This is a genomic window from Microcoleus sp. D3_18a_C4 (assembly GCF_036702415.1).
GTDB lineage: Bacteria > Cyanobacteriota > Cyanobacteriia > Cyanobacteriales > Microcoleaceae > Microcoleus.
The window spans coordinates 38055-54954 of sequence record NZ_JAUBTI010000032.1; the positions used below are offsets into that span (position 1 = coordinate 38055).

The 16900-nt window shown below is 46.1% G+C and carries 10 protein-coding genes; 8 read left to right on the forward strand and 2 right to left on the reverse strand.

Going from position 1 to position 16900, the window contains the following annotated elements; all coding sequences use genetic code 11:
* Positions 1–51: 51 nt before the first annotated feature.
* The 3 genes from QUB16_RS16270 to QUB16_RS16280 all read left to right on the forward strand — a co-directional run bounded on the left by QUB16_RS16270 (position 52) and on the right by QUB16_RS16280 (position 5810).
* Positions 52–1242 carry a WD40 repeat domain-containing protein gene (locus QUB16_RS16270; RefSeq protein ID WP_333317581.1) on the forward strand — a complete coding sequence of 397 codons (1191 nt, stop codon included), beginning with the start codon at positions 52–54 and terminating at the stop codon, positions 1240–1242.
* A 510-nt stretch (positions 1243–1752) separates the two neighbouring features.
* Positions 1753–4125 carry a PAS domain S-box protein gene (locus QUB16_RS16275; RefSeq protein ID WP_333317583.1) on the forward strand — a complete coding sequence of 791 codons (2373 nt, stop codon included), beginning with the start codon at positions 1753–1755 and terminating at the stop codon, positions 4123–4125.
* Positions 4125–5810 (forward strand): EAL domain-containing protein, encoded by a 1686-nt coding sequence (locus QUB16_RS16280; protein WP_333317585.1) that lies wholly within the window; start codon positions 4125–4127, stop codon positions 5808–5810. The genes QUB16_RS16275 and QUB16_RS16280 overlap by 1 nt, the downstream gene beginning before the upstream one ends.
* A gap of 138 nt (positions 5811–5948) precedes the next feature.
* Here the strand turns inward: QUB16_RS16280 and QUB16_RS16285 are convergent, their stop codons facing one another.
* Complete coding sequence (locus QUB16_RS16285; protein WP_333317587.1) at positions 5949–7271, reverse strand: J domain-containing protein; 1323 nt, start codon at positions 7269–7271, stop codon at positions 5949–5951.
* A 676-nt stretch (positions 7272–7947) separates the two neighbouring features.
* On the opposite strand from QUB16_RS16285, the gene polA reads away from it, so the two are divergent.
* From polA to QUB16_RS16310, 5 genes are all read left to right on the forward strand, one after another.
* Complete coding sequence (gene polA, locus QUB16_RS16290) at positions 7948–11034, forward strand: DNA polymerase I (protein WP_333317589.1); 3087 nt, start codon at positions 7948–7950, stop codon at positions 11032–11034.
* A gap of 11 nt (positions 11035–11045) precedes the next feature.
* Positions 11046–11618 carry a thermonuclease family protein gene (locus QUB16_RS16295; RefSeq protein ID WP_333317591.1) on the forward strand — a complete coding sequence of 191 codons (573 nt, stop codon included), beginning with the start codon at positions 11046–11048 and terminating at the stop codon, positions 11616–11618.
* A gap of 46 nt (positions 11619–11664) precedes the next feature.
* On the forward strand, positions 11665–12663 hold the full coding sequence (locus tag QUB16_RS16300) for a hypothetical protein (RefSeq protein ID WP_333317594.1): 999 nt from the start codon (positions 11665–11667) through the stop codon (positions 12661–12663).
* 188 nt (positions 12664–12851) lie between these two features.
* Complete coding sequence (locus QUB16_RS16305) at positions 12852–13373, forward strand: hypothetical protein (RefSeq protein WP_333317596.1); 522 nt, start codon at positions 12852–12854, stop codon at positions 13371–13373.
* Between the two features lie 598 nt (positions 13374–13971).
* Positions 13972–15687, forward strand: coding sequence for an ATP-binding protein (locus QUB16_RS16310; protein WP_333317598.1), 1716 nt, complete (start codon positions 13972–13974; stop codon positions 15685–15687).
* 494 nt (positions 15688–16181) lie between these two features.
* Here the strand turns inward: QUB16_RS16310 and QUB16_RS16315 are convergent, their stop codons facing one another.
* Positions 16182–16874 carry a DUF2259 domain-containing protein gene (locus QUB16_RS16315; protein ID WP_333317600.1) on the reverse strand — a complete coding sequence of 231 codons (693 nt, stop codon included), beginning with the start codon at positions 16872–16874 and terminating at the stop codon, positions 16182–16184.
* Positions 16875–16900 lie beyond the last annotated feature (26 nt).

Below are 16900 nucleotides of genomic sequence, written 5' to 3' on the forward strand. Positions count from 1 at the left end.
CAATCCTCCAATTCTTCAATCTAAAATCTAAAATCTAAAATCTAAAATCGTATGATGCCCGACAATTCTAACCAACCCAGAGAATATGATGCCGTCCTCGGCGGCCAAAGTCAAATCCCGATCGCCGGCGCTGTTTTGGGAGGCATCGCCGGAGTCAAGCAGCGCTTCAACAGTCCTAGTATCGAGGCTCGGATGGCCGCTGTTAAAGACGCTCCTAAATACGGAGGCGCTGGTTTGAATTTAGCAATTGAGGCGCTGCTTGACCCCGCACCAGAAGTGCAGCGAGTTGCTTATTTAATTTTGCGATCGAGGACAGAACCTCTAGTGCGCCAAGCTTTAAAAGAATTCGTGCCTTACAAGCTTTTTGACTGCATCCGCACTGTCAAAACTGGCACAAATCTGGCGCTTAGTCCCGGAGGTGATCGCACGGCGAGTTTGCACGGGAAAATAATTAGAATTTGCGATGTAGAGACAGGAGAAATACTCTATACTGTTGACAAGTATCCCCGCGCTCAAGAAACTTTTGTCCTTTGCCAAGAAAGCGAACTTTTTGTGAGAAGCAGAAATACTCCGAAACACCGTGCGATCGAAATTTGGCAGGGAGGAGAATTGCGGCATACTTCCCTCGGACATGAAGAGGAAATTAGCGCAATTGTCCTCAGTCCCGACAGTCAAGTTATCGCCACAGGTTCGGCAGATACTACAATCAAAATTTGGAATTTAGAGACGGGAAAGTTAATCTGTACTTTTGGCAGTCTTTTAACTTGGGGAGCTCATAAAGCAGGAATTGTTAGTCTTGCTTTTAGCCCGATCGCACAAACTCTCGCTAGCAGCAGTTCTGACGGTACAATTAAACTGTGGAACCTCCGCAGCCGAGAATGCTCCCAAACAATTAAGGGTTATGCGAATTGTCTGGCTTTCAGTCCAGACGGGCAGACTTTGGCTACTGGCGGCTGGGACAGAAATATTCAACTGCGGCAGTTATCCAGTCCAGATAGTTCAATCACTTTGGCAGGGCATTTTAACTCGATAAATGCGATCGCCTTTAGTGCCGACGGACTCACTGTTGTCAGTGCTAGTGCCGATGGTAATATCAAATTTTGGAACGCCAGTACGGGCGAAAATATTCACACTCTCAGCGGACATCAAAGCTCTGTTACTTGTCTTACTTTTAGCAGCGATCGTGAAACTATTATCAGTGGCAGCTTAGACAAAACTGTCAAAATTTGGGGAGTTAATTGAAGAAAGTTCGGCAACGAGCACTGTACAAGATGTAGCGGATGGAAGAAAGAGGGAAGAGGGAAAAAGGAAGAAGGCAGAAAGAAGAAGGAAGAAGGCAGAGGCGATACGCATGGGACAAGTGCAATTAAGCGCGTCCTAACTGTCGGGCGCGCTGGCTATATTTACAAATTCCAGATTCCAGATGCCTCGGTGCGTGAATCTACGCAAACAAATATAATAAATTTACAATCCCAGTTCTTGTGCAAGCCGAGGATTGCGGAACTTCTTTTTGCACTACTACAAAGAGTTACCGTAAAAATACTGACTGGCAGGCATTATTCAGCTTATTATCAATTTGTGAACTGTCGCCGGAAAGCCTGAGCGAGCGTCAATTTCTGAATCCTTTAAAGTAGCTTTAATATATCGCATCTTGGTCGGAGGAGTATTCCTGCTAATTGTAATATTTGACTTAAAAAGTTTATGCTTAAAAGATAGGCTGAGGTTAAATATACAGTGCGCCCTAGAGTAACCATGTCACACTGCAACCAATCCATCTGTCGTTCCCGCAATCTCGCAGAAATGTGCGCTACTGCTGCCAGTTGGCAGCAAAAAGCCGATCGACTAAGGGTAGAATTAAACACCACCCAGGATCTGCTTCACGCAGAAATCGAGCGGATCAAACAAGCCAACGAAACCCTTCACGCCGCCGTCAGTTGTGCCCCCGTTTTCCTGTGGGCAACAGACAGAGAAGGCAAGTTAACCCTTGCAGCAGGGAAAGGATTAGAAAATTTGGGACTCAAACCCGGTGCAACTGTCGGGCTGTCGATTGGTGAAGTTTACAGCAGCCAGCCAGATATCTTAGAAAATATTGCCGAGGTAATAGCAGGAAACGATCGCACTTGGAATGCCCGACAGGGGCATTGTATTCACGAAATTCGATCGGCAGCCCTGCGAGATGGAAACGGCGAAGTTGTCGGCGCCGTCGGTGTTTCTACTGAAATTACCGAGCGCGAGCAGTCCATTGCCACTCTGGAAACGGCCAATCAAGAATTAGAAGACAGACTGCAGCAGCAGACGGCAGTCTTCAATGCAGCACTTGCCGAAAGCGAAAAAAAGTACCGCAACCTCGTAGAAACCTCCCAAGAATTGATTTGGTCGATCGATATTGAAGGCCTCTTGACTTTTGTCAATTCCGCCGCCAAACGCATCTACGGTTACGAACCGCCAGAAATGATCGGAAGGCGCTTCACCGATTTTTTAGTTCCCGATCAAGAAAATAGACCAAGAGAAATATTTGCCCAACTTTTAGCAAAAACCAAAATTCAGCCACAAACCGCTAATTCTCCTTACGAAACAGTACACATTCGCAAAGACGGTACTCCCGTCCACCTGCGCGTCAACAGCATCGTCAACCAAGCTGAAAACGGCGCTATTTTAGGCTTGTGCGGAACGGCCACAGATATTAGCGATCGCAAGCGATCGGAACAAGCACTCCAAGAAGCTACAGACCAACTTCGCGCCGTCTTGGATGCCGTACCCGGACTGATTTCTTGGATCAGTTCAGATTTGCGGTATATTGGAGTCAACCAGCACTTAGCAACCTCATTCAACCTGTCTCCTGAAAGCTTTGTCGGTCAAGAAATCAACTTTCTCGACAAAGGCTCGACTTTCGGAGAACTTATCCGAATTTTTTTTAACAGTTCATCTCAGCAAACCTGCCAAGAAATAGAAATAGAAATTCACGGTTTCGTCCGCAACTATTTGATAGTAGCTCAGAAATATCATCAGGGAACCGCAGCCGTTTCTGTAGGAATAGACATTAGCGACCGCAAGCGTGCAGAAGCTCTCAAAAACCAATTGATTTGCTCGCTGCAAGAATCAGAACACAAATTTCGCAGCCTTTATGAAGCCACCAGCGACGCAGTAATGTTGCTTGACGAACATGAGTTTTTTGACTGCAACCCCGCCACCTTAAAAATATTTGGCTGTAGCAACAAACAAGAATTTTACGGCAAGCATCCGAGGGAATTTTCCCCGCCATTTCAGCCTAACGGACAAGATTCAGCCAGTTTAGCTGCACAGAAAATGAACATAGCAATGCTCATAGGTAGCTGTCGATTTGACTGGGTACACCAACGACTCGACGGTTCAGAATTTTCTGCAGAAGTTCTGTTAAACGCAATGGAAATTAACGGACAAAAATTTCTCCAAGCGGTAGTACGCGACATTACAGACCGCAAACGGGATGAGGATCAAATCAAAGCCTCCCTCGCCGAAAAAGAAGTCCTTCTCCAAGAAATTCACCACCGCGTCAAAAACAACCTCCAAGTTATTTCTAGCCTGCTGAAACTTCAGTCTCGCTACATTCAAGACAGCCGCGTTAGTGAAATGTTAAAAGAAAGTCAAAACCGAGTCAGATCGATGGCCCTGGTTCACGAACAATTGTATCAATCCAAAGACTTGTCAAACATTGACTTTGCTGAATACATCCAAAATCTCGCCCACAATTTATTCCAAGCTTATGAAAATCATGCAGAAGGCGTCAACTTGCAAACAAATATTGCGCCGTGTTCTCTCAATATTGATACGGCCGTTCCCTGCGGGTTAATTATCAACGAGCTTGTGACAAATGCCCTCAAATATGCCTTTAAAGGACAAGTTAAAGGTAAAATTAACATAGATTTCACTTTAGATAATAACAGAGTTTGCGTGCTAACCGTGAGCGACAGCGGAATTGGTTTTCCTCAAGACTTAGATTATCGCACAGCCCGAACCTTGGGTTTGCGACTTGTCGGGTCTTTAGTCAAGCAAATCCGCGGGGAAATAGAACTGTTAGAAACTGCTGGCACGACTTTTAGAATAACCTTTTGTCAACCCAAATTGCACTCTGAGGAGAAAAATTAGTGTCCAACAAAAAAATTCTGATAGTTGAAGACGAGAGCATCATTGCGGAAGACATTTCCGACAGTTTGATATCTCTAGGATATAGAATAACTGGGATGGTCTATTCGGGAGAAGAAGCGATAGAATCGGCAGCAAAATTGCGCCCGGATTTAGTTTTAATGGATGTTAATCTGCAAGGAGAAATCGACGGCATTACAGCCGCCGAAGAAATTCGCTTGCGCTTTCAAATTCCGGTAGTTTATCTGACAGCTTATGCCGATGAAACTACTTTGCGACGAGTCAATAGTACAAAACCGTTCGGCTATATTGTCAAGCCATTTGAAGAAAAAAACTTGCACACAACTATTCAACTGGCACTCTACCGACATCAGTATGACAGCTTGACAAACCTGCCGAATCGTTCATTTTTGCGAGAAAAATTAAGTCGAGTATTAGACGATCAAAAAGAATTGTCAGGAGTCGTTCCAGTTGTCACACTTAGCTTAGATAAAATCAACCGCATTAACAGTACCTGGGGACACGATATCGGCGACTCAGTGCTTTGCACCATCGCCCAGCGGCTAACTAACTGCATGGAAAATATTAATATTGTTGCTCGTTTGGAAGCAGCCGAATTCGCGCTGATTCTCAAACAAGTGGCAGAAAAACAGGATGTGGCTAAGATTGCTCAAAACATTTTAGATACTGTATCCCAAGCTATGATTGTCAAAGATTGCGAAGTCTATGTCACTGCTAGTATGGGGATATGCTTGTATCCCGGAGACGGCACTGACGGTGATGAAATGCTGAAAAATGCTTATATAGCAATGTATCAATCTCAGCAGAAAGGCGGCAATACTTATCATTTTTATACCGCAAAAAATGCTAATTTTTTTATTAATACACTTCTTCAAGAAACTTGCTTGCGCCATGCTTTAAAAAGCTCAGAGTTTGAAATATACTATCAGGCGCAAATAGCAATTAAAACAGGTAAAATTATTGGTGCTGAAGCTTTAGTCCGCTGGAATCATCCAGAACGGGGGCGAGTTTCCCCTGGGGAATTTATTCCAATGGCTGAAGAAATGGGCTTGATTGCACCCTTGGGTGAATGGGTATTAGAGACTGCTTGCAGGCAAACTAAAACATGGCAAAGAGCAGGTTTGCCGCCCCTGCGAGTGGCCGTTAACGTGTCAGCCCGTCAATTCGAGCGCAAAAATTTCACGGAAAGAGTCAGGGAGATATTAACAGAAACCGATCTCGATCCCAAGTGTTTGGAATTAGAACTGACGGAAAGTCTTGTTTTGCAAGACGAAATTGCAGCCGCTAAAGCTTTTAGGGTGTGGAAAGATCAGGGGATTAGGATAGCAATTGATGATTTTGGGACGGGATATTCTTCTTTGAGTTATCCGAAACGCTTTCCGTTTGATGCGATTAAAATAGACAAGAGTTTTATTCGCAACATTGCAGACGATCGCCAAAATGCAGCGATAACAATAGCGATTATTCAAATGGCACACTGCATGAACATGACGGTGGTGGCTGAGGGGGTAGAAAATGAGCAAGAACTGGATTTTTTGTGCGAGTACGAATGTGACGAAATTCAAGGCCATCTTTTCAGCCCAGCTTTGCCAAGGGCGGAGTTTGAAGCGCTGCTGAAAAGCGATAAGTGCTGGGATTTAGATCGATTCCGGTTGGAATCCTCATGATTGTTGACTGTTGACTGTTGACTGATGACTGTTGACTGATGACTGTTGACTGATGACTGATGACTGTTGACTAATGACTGATGACTGATGACTGTTGACTAATGACTGATGACTAATGACTGATGACTGATGACTTATTCAAAAGATACGATCGCCCAACCAACTTCCCAGCCACAGCCCAAAACCGGAAGTAGCCACCAACAGGATAAACGTATAAAGCCCGCTGCAGGTGTGGATCAACCTTTCTGCAGCTACCATCCGCGCCACAACTCCAGCAATAATGCCGATCGCAGCCCAAGCCCCATAAACAGTCTTAGACCCGGCGACAGCCAAAGCTTGGACGAGATCCCCCGAACCCGCCCCAGCAAAAACCCCCGCCCACGCCCCAATCCCCAGCCCGATCGCACCTCGGAGCCCGACGGGGCCGCCAGAATTGACGCCTACTTCCGTCGCCAGCCCGCACATCAAGCCGACAAGCGCCCAACACACGGCCGTCACCAACGCCTTAACCCAATTCCCAGAAACCGTTCCCGCCATCAATCCCACCACTGCCACCACTCCCCCTACAGCCAACACAACAGCCACAGCCCGATACTGGGCCTCAGAACTGGCGATCGCCCCCAAACCAGCCCCAACTGCTGCCCAAGCAGCCCCAGTGACCATTCCTCCCGCCTGAAAACCAGCGATCGACCCCCCCACCGCCCCAGCCAAAACTAACGCCGCCAGCCACACTCTAGGCATTGCCGAACCCTCCGCCAGCAAAATCGCAGCCCACAGCCAATCTGCACCGCAGATTAAAGCCCACATCCACAGCGGGGCGGCTGATTTCGTCAAAATCCAACCGGTCAAAGCGTAACTCGCCACAGCGATTGCCAGCGGCCACCAGGGGAAGCTTGAATAGTGTTGAGATGGCCGCACTTCCCTCGGCGGGATTCGTGGTTTTGAGTATTGAGTTGAAAATTCTGTTTTCCTTCTCGAAGTAAGCTTTCGATAGTTTTGAGATGGCCCTGCTTTCCTCGCAACGATTCGCCCTGGTTGCTTTGTGCCCCGCCACGCTGGGCTATTGTGAGTGGTAAATCGTTTCTTGCTTGAAGAGTTTTTTTGAGTTAGAAATTTTTTGGAGGCGGCTTTTGGGCGGGTTTGACGGCGCTGGGAACCAGGCTTGGCGGCTGATTTTGCAGAACGCCTTCGCAGCGGCTTTTCCGGCGCAGGGGGCGGTGGCTGCTGAAACTGTTGTTCGATCGACTTTGATTCAGGCTGACTCAGAAACAACACCAACTCCTGGTAAGCTTCATTAATTTCTGTTAATCGTTGTTGAGCTTTTTGTTGCAGGCGATCGTTGTGGGCAAACCGATCGGGATGCCACACAAACGCTAAATCCCTGTAAGCGCGCTTAATTTCTTCTAGGGAACTTCCTGGCTCAATTTCGAGGATTTCGTAGCATCGATTAATGTCAGCCATAGGCTTCGGGCAGGTGTTGGTAAATTCGCGTGAAGCGAGGCTATCCCGTAGGGAATCGTACTTAACTCAATTGGCGTAAGTCCCACGCTGTAATTGTACTCAATTGGGCGTTGGGATATAAGCTTTCGCAAGGTCTATGAAATAATCAAAAATTTCCTGCTTTCTCACAAAAAGATGGTAAGATATAAGTGGTTGCGACCCACCCACTCGGCTGCAAACAACAGGTCACAGTAGCAGTAGTATGCTTACCAAGGATAACTGCGAGAGAAAGGGGGAAAAGACAGACCGCTGGTTATTGGGATACGTCCTAATTTGAAATACAATCCAAGTTTGTCATACGGAATAGTTTTTTGCCTTGGGAAACAGGGTTTCTGCGTGGGTTCCCTAGGTCGGGATAAAGGCTGCAAAGCCTTCTTATGCTGTGTAAGACTTGGATCGTCTTGAGTGACGAATATTCAGCAATGGATATCCCCAACAGAGCAACGGCAAATGAGACACGAAGCCTACACGCTCACCGCAAGGTTAGTGTTAGGTATTTCACCATCTTGTACTATTCTCAGCCAAGCTGCACACTAAGCCGAGATCCGATCGAGTGTCAAGCGTCCTCAAGTCTGCGGGCCATCCCTAGGGTCGATCAATGCAGGCGGACAACTGAGTACAATGAGAAAATCCTTTCGTGCGATCGGTATTTGTGTCTGTGTCGGCAAATCAAGCTCCCATCTTCATCTTAGTTGACGGCCACTCTCTGGCCTTTCGCTCCTACTTCGCCTTTGCCAAAAGTCGAGACGGAGGCTTGCGAACGACAACAGGCATTCCCACCAGCGTCTGTTTTGGCTTTCTCAAGTCGCTGCTGGAAGTTATGGCCGCCCACGATCCCCAGTACATGGCGATCGCCTTTGACCTCGCCACGCCCACATTTCGCCACGAAGCAGACGACACCTACAAAGCCGGTCGAGCCGAAACACCCGAAGATTTTAAGCCGGATATCAAAAACCTGCAAGAATTGCTCACCTATTTGAATTTACCTGCAATAACTGCTCCGGGCTACGAGGCGGACGATGTTTTGGGAACTTTGGCAAACAAAGCGAGCGCGGCGGGTTATCAGGTCAAAATCCTCACGGGCGATCGAGATTTGTTTCAATTAGTAGAAACCGAAAAACAAATCAGCGTATTATATTTGAGTACCGATGAACTCAGGCGATCGGGCAAAGGCAAATCCCAAGAATACGGCCCGGAAGCAGTCAAAGAAAAACTCGGCATTTTGCCCCAACAAGTAATAGATTACAAAGCTTTGTGCGGCGACAAATCCGACAACATCCCCGGAGTCAAAGGCATCGGCGACAAAACCGCACTGCAATTGCTGGAAGCTTACAAGTCCCTTGATGGAATTTATGCAGCCATCGATGAGATTAAAGGAGCAACTAAGAAAAAGCTAGAAGAAGGCAAAGAAGCTGCTTATCATTCTCAACGCATGGCGACAATTGTCCAAGACGTGCCATTAGAAATCAACTTAGAAGATTGCCAGCTTATAGGTTTTGACGAATCAGCCTTAATTCCCATGCTGGAAAAGTTGGAATTTAAAACATTTTTAAGCAAAGTTAAACAAATTCAAAAGCGTTTTGGTGGCGTTGAAGAGAAGGAAAAACAAGAAGAAGAATCCTCGTTCCCCGGCTCTGCCCGGGAACGCATATCCAGAGGCTCTGCCTCGTCGGAAAACACCCTAGAGCAGCCATTGGAGGGTGTAGAAAAGCCCTTGGAACAGGGCGGGCAAGATGCCCACCCCACAATAGATAAGTCACCTCCAACTTCTGAAAGTTCAGAAGAAAACGCCTTATCCTTTTGGAGTCATGATGATACCAAAGCCGCCCAGCAGGAAAACAAACTGCCCATTAAACCCCGAATAATTCAAACAACCGAACAGTTAAACGAATTAGTTCAACTGCTACAAACCTTCACCGACAAAGCCTCGCCCGTGGCGTGGGATACCGAAACTACTGCCATCGAACCGCGAGACGCCGAATTAGTCGGAATTGGCTGCTGTTGGGGAACCGGTGAACAAGATGTAGCTTATATCCCAACCGGACACAAAACGGGCACAAACTTGGACAAAGCCACAGTTTTGAATGCTTTGCGTCCGATTTTGGAAAGCGATAATTATCCCAAGGCGCTGCAAAATGCTAAGTTCGATCGATCGATCCTGCGTTGTCAAGGAATCAAACTAGCCGGAGTCGTCTTCGACACCATGCTAGCCAGTTACGTACTCAACCCAGAAACTAGCCACAGTCTCAGCGAATTGTCAAAGAAATACTTAGGCATTGTCGCCAAAACTTACAATGAATTAGTGCCGAAAAACAAAACAATTGCTGACATCAGCATTCGAGAAGTAGCAGACTACTGTGGCATGGATGTTTACACTACATTTCAGTTAGTAGGTAGACTTAGAGCAGAATTAGATAAAGCGGATGAAGCTAACTTTCCCGGAAAGTCTCTGCATCGGTTGCTGCTGGAAGTAGAACAGCCCCTAGAACCAGTTTTAGCAGAAATGGAATATTGCGGAATTCGCATTGATTCAGCATATCTGCAAGAACTATCGCAACAGCTAGAAAAGAGCTTAAAAGAAATAGAAGAAAAAACTTATCAAGCAGCGGGGAGAAAGTTTAATTTAGGTTCCCCAAAACAACTCAGCGAAATCTTGTTAGAAAAAATCCCCGATGAGTTTCAGAAAAAGTCTCGCAAAACTAAGACGGGATACTCTACAGACGCGGCTGTTTTGGATAAATTGCAAGGAGACCACCCGATTGTAGACGATTTATTAGAACACCGAACATTATCCAAGTTGAAATCAACTTATGTCGATGCTTTGCCGCAGTTAGTGCGTGCGGATACCGGGCGAGTGCATACAGATTTCAACCAAGCTGCAACTGGTACGGGTAGGCTTTCTTCTTCCAATCCAAATTTACAAAATATTCCCATCCGCACCGAGTTTTCGCGGCAAATTCGCAAAGCTTTTTTACCGGAAGAAGGTTGGCTGATGGTGTCGGCTGACTATTCTCAAATTGAACTGCGAATTTTGGCTCACTTGAGTCAAGAACCTGTGTTAATTGAAGCTTATCAAAATAACCGAGATGTGCATACCGTGACGGCTCAACTGTTGTTTGAAAAGGAAGAAATAACTCCCGACGAGCGCAGGTTTGGCAAAACGATTAATTTTGGGGTAGTTTACGGTATGGGAGCGATCAAGTTTGGGCGATCGATGGGCAAAACTTCAGCAGACGGCAAAGAGTTTATTAAGCGATTTAACGAGCGTTACAGTAAAGTTTTTGAATATTTGGAGAAAGTAAAAAAAGAGGCGATCGCCCTCGGATACGTTACCACAATACTCGGCCGCCGCCGTTACTTAAACTTCGAGAGCGAAAGCCTCCGCGACTTAAAAGGCCGCAATCCCCAAGACATTCACTCCGATCGACTTAAATCTCTCAGCAGAGATGACGCCCAATCTTTGCGGGCGGCAGCCAACGCTCCCATTCAAGGCTCTAGTGCTGATATCATTAAACTTGCCATGATTGAAGTACACAAAATTTTGCAAAACTATCAGGCGCGGCTGCTGCTGCAAGTTCACGATGAATTAATCTTTGAAGTCCCTCCCCATGAATGGGAAGAATTGCAGCCGAAAATTAGAACTGCGATGGAAAATGCTCTGCCACTTACCGTACCCCTGATAGTTGACATCCACGCTGGGCAAAATTGGATGGAAACTAAATAAAAAAGAGAAATATGAACCAAACTAAAATCGCCATTTTCCCCCAAATAAAAACCCTAAGTGCAGTTGCTCTGCTATTGTTACTATTCGGGTGTCCACAAAAGTTAGCGCCCAACAACTATGCTGTCAAGCGAGTCAGCGACGGCGACACCCTTGTCGCCAGCGATGCCGCCGGGAAAGATATCAAAGTCCGTTTTGCCTGCATAGATGCACCGGAAGTCGCGCACACCAATGCTGAGAAAAATAGCAAAGCAGCAGCAAAGAAAAATCAATTTAAGTGGGGAAATCTAGCGCACCAAAGAATGCAGCAGCTTGTCAATCAAGGGGGCGGTCGCGTTGTTTTGACCGTCACCGATACTGACCGCTACGGCCGCCAAGTTAGCGAAGTTCGCTTGCCAAACGGTACATTTGCCCAAGAAGTTTTGACCCGCGAAGGATTAGCAATGGTTTACCGTCCTTACTTAAAAAACTGTCCGAGTGCAAGTATTCTGGAACAAGCGGAAGCCGAAGCTAAGAAAAATCGCCGCGGCGTTTGGGGAGATTCTAAATTTGTGCCAGCTTGGCAATTTAGACAGAACGGCAAATGAGCGAAATTTTGATTTTCTGGTAATTGTTCTTTATCTAAGAATCCCCATGTTAGAAATCACCGTAAAAAACAACGCTATCTGTTTCGGTAAACACTTCTCCCTGAATTTTGAACGCACTTTGCGGATACCCGACGACGGTAAAACCTATCCCTTACCGCCGGGCTTAGGCGAGTTTCCAGTCTGCAAAGTTGATGACTACATTTCTACAGTACCTGAAACTTGGAAAGAACACGGGGGCGTGTTTATTCCCATGTATCAACGGGAAGCTTTGTGGATTTATTTTAGAGGCGTTGATTGGCGGCCCAATGCTGTTAAAATTGCTGTTGGTAAAATCAATGCCGTTTCGGGCAAACCTTGGCAGCAAAAACTGCAAGCTAATGACCAAGATTATGTCATTTGTCCCGATCAACCCTGGTTAGATGGTATCAATTCTGGTGAAGGTTACATCCGCCAATTTGTTGCTATGCCTCTCGGTATGGGTTACACTGTCGAAGGACAAGTAACTGGTAAAGAAGAATTTGGTGGCATTCAAATCATTGTATTCGATCCGAAACCAGGGTTATTTCCAGAAGAACCGCCGCCCTCACAATTACTGAGAGGTAGAGGCTTTAGTGATTTTGCACCTATCGATTGTATCGCATTTGGTGGGGCGGAAATGGGATTAGCAGCAGGTGGTAAAATGAAACAAGAAATTTATCCCGATAGTTACGGTATCAACACCTGGGACGAGACAAATTTTGGCAGAGTATACGTCCACATTGTTAATAGCATGATGTATCGGGAAATCACTGGTAAAGAACCGCCAAACACGCCCGTTTCTGCCAAAACTTACAGTGAATACAATCTTCCTTGGTTCGAGCTTTACGACGAAGAAAAAGGATCTGTCGCACCCTCAACTATCCTTTCTCAAGTCAAGTCTGTCAAAGAGATGGACGAAAATCAGGGATTTGCACCGCAACAAGACGATACATCTGTTGACATTCCTCAAGCACAAATTAAAAAGCTCAAAGTCGATCCCGATGGAGTCAGAGATGGCAATTGGTAGTCTACTAGCCGAATCTCGATTGTATATAGGGACAATTAATCAATTGCCTTTGTAAATAGACAGTGCTGCATCAGGCCTGCTAAATTAGACACTACCTGTCGCAGTAAGGCGCGCCGAGACGTACCCTACCGATAGATTCTTTGTGCAAATCCAATCAATTAGCAAAAAATTAACCTTAAGGGACATCAATGAATTTCAAACATCTGGTTATTTCCGGCATGGCTCTGCTCCTCGGTACTGCAATCGTAGGAAATGCTATTGCTCAAGAACTGACCAACGACCAAAAAACGGTTGTTTGTCGCTTGAAAACAGAAGTTGACCAGCGGAAAGGCAACGGTCAAAAATTAGTATTTGTGCCGTTGCTGGGCCAAGTTCGCAAGCAAGTTTCATCTCCTTTTAGAGCGACGCTGCATCCTAATGTGGAGTATGTTTTTGTTGCCACTTGCGACGGAAATTGCCAGGATTTAAACTTATCTCTCAAGGATGCCAGCGGTCAGGAAATCGCTGTGAGTCAAAAAACAGGCGAACTGGCGTCAATCTCTTTTACTCCCCCATCCCAAGGCGAATATCAAATCAGTGCTAAGCCTGGGGAATGCAAGACGGCGGAGGGTTGCAGTTACGGCCTGGGAATCTTCGTTCCGGCAAGTGCTAGCGTACCTAATGCTTCAAGAATTCCTGCGGAGATAGCACAATTTCGACTTTGCCAATAGAGGAACAGCGATCGAGTTGTGGGTTGCGAGTAGAGTAGAGTTTTCAATCAGAAATCTAACTCATAACTTGCAACTTATAACTCGCGACTTATATCGCAACCACGCCCGACGGTGAGTAGGTTATTAATGACTTGAATTAGGGAGCATCTCAGTTTTGTAAAAAGCATTTTTTTTATTGTAGTGCGAGCGTCCCCGCTCGCGTATTGTACAATACGCGAGCGGGGACGCTCGCACTGTAAATGCAAAACTGAGATGCTGCCCTTGAATTATCTGAAACCATGCCTTTGAGTGGTGCTTCTTTCTTGCTTTTTTTTACTCGGAGTGGCTTGCCCTGCCCTTCGACTTCGCTCAGGAACCGCGACTTGCCCGATCGCATTGCCGAAGGGAAAAGAGCCGAAGGCAGCCGAAGAGCGTTATTCCTTATGCTATAATTTGTGACGCATAACTCCTCCAAACTCTCAAGCCGATCGAGCTGTGGAACCCTGCAAAGACCCAATAATTGCCGAAAGCTGGCTTGAAGCCAGAACTTTATTTACCCTCGGGCAGGCATCAATTAGAATATAGATGGTGCCTCTCAAAGGTGACGAGTACATTGCCCATGTCTTTAACCTTAGCTTTGAAAAATCAACTGCAGAACCGTCCTCAAATAGGGTTGAAAAGTCTGTTGGGCCGCTTAGGTATCAGGCAGAAAATCGGCTGCGGATACGCCTTGGTCATTAGTATTGCCGTTTTGGGTGCTGTGGCGGGACGGGGAGTAGAATCCTATCACAAACAGCAAGTTAGAGAAAAACTAGCGCTCGATCGAGATAAAGCGGAAATCCTGACAAACCTCAACAACACGGTGCAGGAAGTCAGAATTCAGCAGCAAGAGCTCGCCAGTCTGACTGCCCAACCGCAAATTTTCGATCGCCAACGCTCGGAATTCCTGACTCGCGTTGCTCAGATGAGCGGCATCCTCGAACAACTGCAAACCCTACCGCCGACGAAGAATGCCGAGGCTGCCCAAGACTACCAACAGCTTCAACAGTTCGCTCAAGCCAACGGCAAAACCGTAGAATCATACTTTCAACAAGTACAAAAATTGTTGGCTGCTGCCAAATTATCTGCTTTGAATCCGCAACAGCAGCAGGCTTTGGGGCGGAACTTGAACAATTTTGTGGCGGGCGAAACTGCTTTGAAACTCAAACAGTTTTCCGAGGATTCAGCCCAACTGGCCGTCAACTTTCGCGAGAAAGCAGACGAGGCATTGAGAACCTACGAAAATGCCGAAAAACTCGGAACTCTCATTCTCGTTTGCTCTCTCTTGATATCAGGTGCGATCGCAGCAATTCTAGCAGCATACACCAGCGGGGCGATCGCTCGCTCCTTAGAAGCCACCACCCTCATCGCTCAGCGAGTGACAGAAGAATCTAACTTTGATTTGCAAGTACCCGTCACTACTTCTGACGAAGTGGGAAGGCTAGCAATTTCCCTCAACGAACTAATCCAAAGAGTAGCCGAATACACAGAAGAATTGCACGAAGCAAAAGTAGCAGCCGAAGCTGCCAACCGCTCGAAAAGTGCATTTCTCGCCAACATGAGCCACGAACTACGCACCCCCCTCAACGCCATCATTAACTACAGCGAAATGCTGCAAGAAGATGCTCAAGATTCCGGTTCAGAAGACTTTCTCCCGGACTTAGAAAAAATTCAAACCGCAGGCAAACACCTGCTGGATATGATCAGCGACATCCTCGACATTTCCAAAATAGAAGCCGGTCACGTCACCCTTTATTTGGAAAACTTCGACGTGGCAACGATGATTGAAGAAGTGATGACTACTGCTCAACCGCTAGTAGAAAAAAAAGGCAATTCTTTAGCACTAAAAACCAAAGGCGAACTCGGCACAATGTACGCCGATCAACCGAAAGTGCGGCAAATTCTCCTTAATTTGCTCAGCAATGCTGCCAAATTTACCGAAAAAGGCGTCATTACTATCGGCGTGGAAAGAATTAAAATTGAAAAATCAAGACCGACCAAACAAAATAAAAATAATGATATTCACTCTGGTTCAAACTACACTTCTCAAGTTGTAATGTTTCGAGTCAGCGACACCGGCATCGGGATGACAAACGAGCAATTAGAGCAGATTTTTAAACCTTTTACCCAAGCTGATGCTTCGACTACCCGCAAATACGGAGGGACGGGTTTGGGATTGACAATTAGCCAGCGTTTGTGTCAAATTCTCGGCGGCGAAATTAGCGTTGAAAGCGAAGACGGTAAAGGTTCAACTTTTATTGTCAGTCTCCCGGAACGGGTAGTTATGCAGGCATGAAGTCAATCGATTTTAGATTTTAGATTTTAGATTTTAGATTGAAGCATTGACCCCACGGATAAATTCGGGGGCTTGTATGCTGGATGCTTTCGGTGAGGCAAGATATGGATTTTGACACGGCTACACGGATTAATTATTGAGCATTTGTCATATAATGTTCGGTCAATTAACCATGATTCCTGTAGGGGCGGGTTCGCCAAGATATTGAATAGAAACGGGAAAATCTGTAAACCCGCCCCGGCATTTAATCGCGGTCAATCGATCGGACATGATATCAATAGTCAGGAGGCAGATATTCAAGGAAAAAGAAAGAGGGAGGAAGGAAGAGGGAAATTTTAAAATGTATTGATATATCAATTATCACAATAAAGAATAATTAACAACCCGGACTAACGCACAGACTCTATCTGTAGGTGCGCCGTGTGCACCTTACATATAGCGGTTCTGCGTAAGTTTTGATAATTCCCAGGTCAAAACCTGGGAATATAGCAAGCCTAAAGAACAAAGCCTTGTACAACAGTAGTTTTCAAGACTCCTTCAAAAGTGCGTTCTGTCTTGTCCAGCAGGACAACTACATTGCGTCCGTTCGGAGACAAACGAACTTCTCGGATTGAATAAGAGAACACCCAATCTTGAAAATTGTTCAGCGATCCGAGGACACGCTGCCGACCGTTATGATTAATTACAAGACGCATGGCCGCGCTTTCTCTGCCAGCCGAAGCATTTTTTTGCCGCTGTTCTAGGCGAATTTGTAAAGGCTTTGCTGTATTGACTTTGACGGCGACGGTCTCGCTTCCATTGGCTCCGGGAGTACGAGAAATAATGTTCAGTTTAGTTCCAGATCGAGGAGGAGTTAACTTCAAAGTTTGCCTGCTATTCCAACTTTTTTTAAGCAAGTCATCTTCTGCCATTTTAGTGCTTTTATTGGAGTCGGGCTCGCCATATTTAGTTTCGATACACCCATTTCTGATGCAGGAATTTGCAGCAACTTGGACAATTTGCAATTCTGCTTTGGGAATTCCCGCTCCTGTATCTCTGGAACTTTCTAGATACAAGTAGTAATTGCTGTCGGCGGAAAAACCAGACATCCGGTGTGCGGCACGCCAGGTACTTGCCAAAGCTTCAGGGGCTAGTGCGATCGCGGCACTTGCTATAATACCTAACGAAATTAAAGGTAAAATTTTCATAGCTATATTTTCCAGGTGTGAGAGTT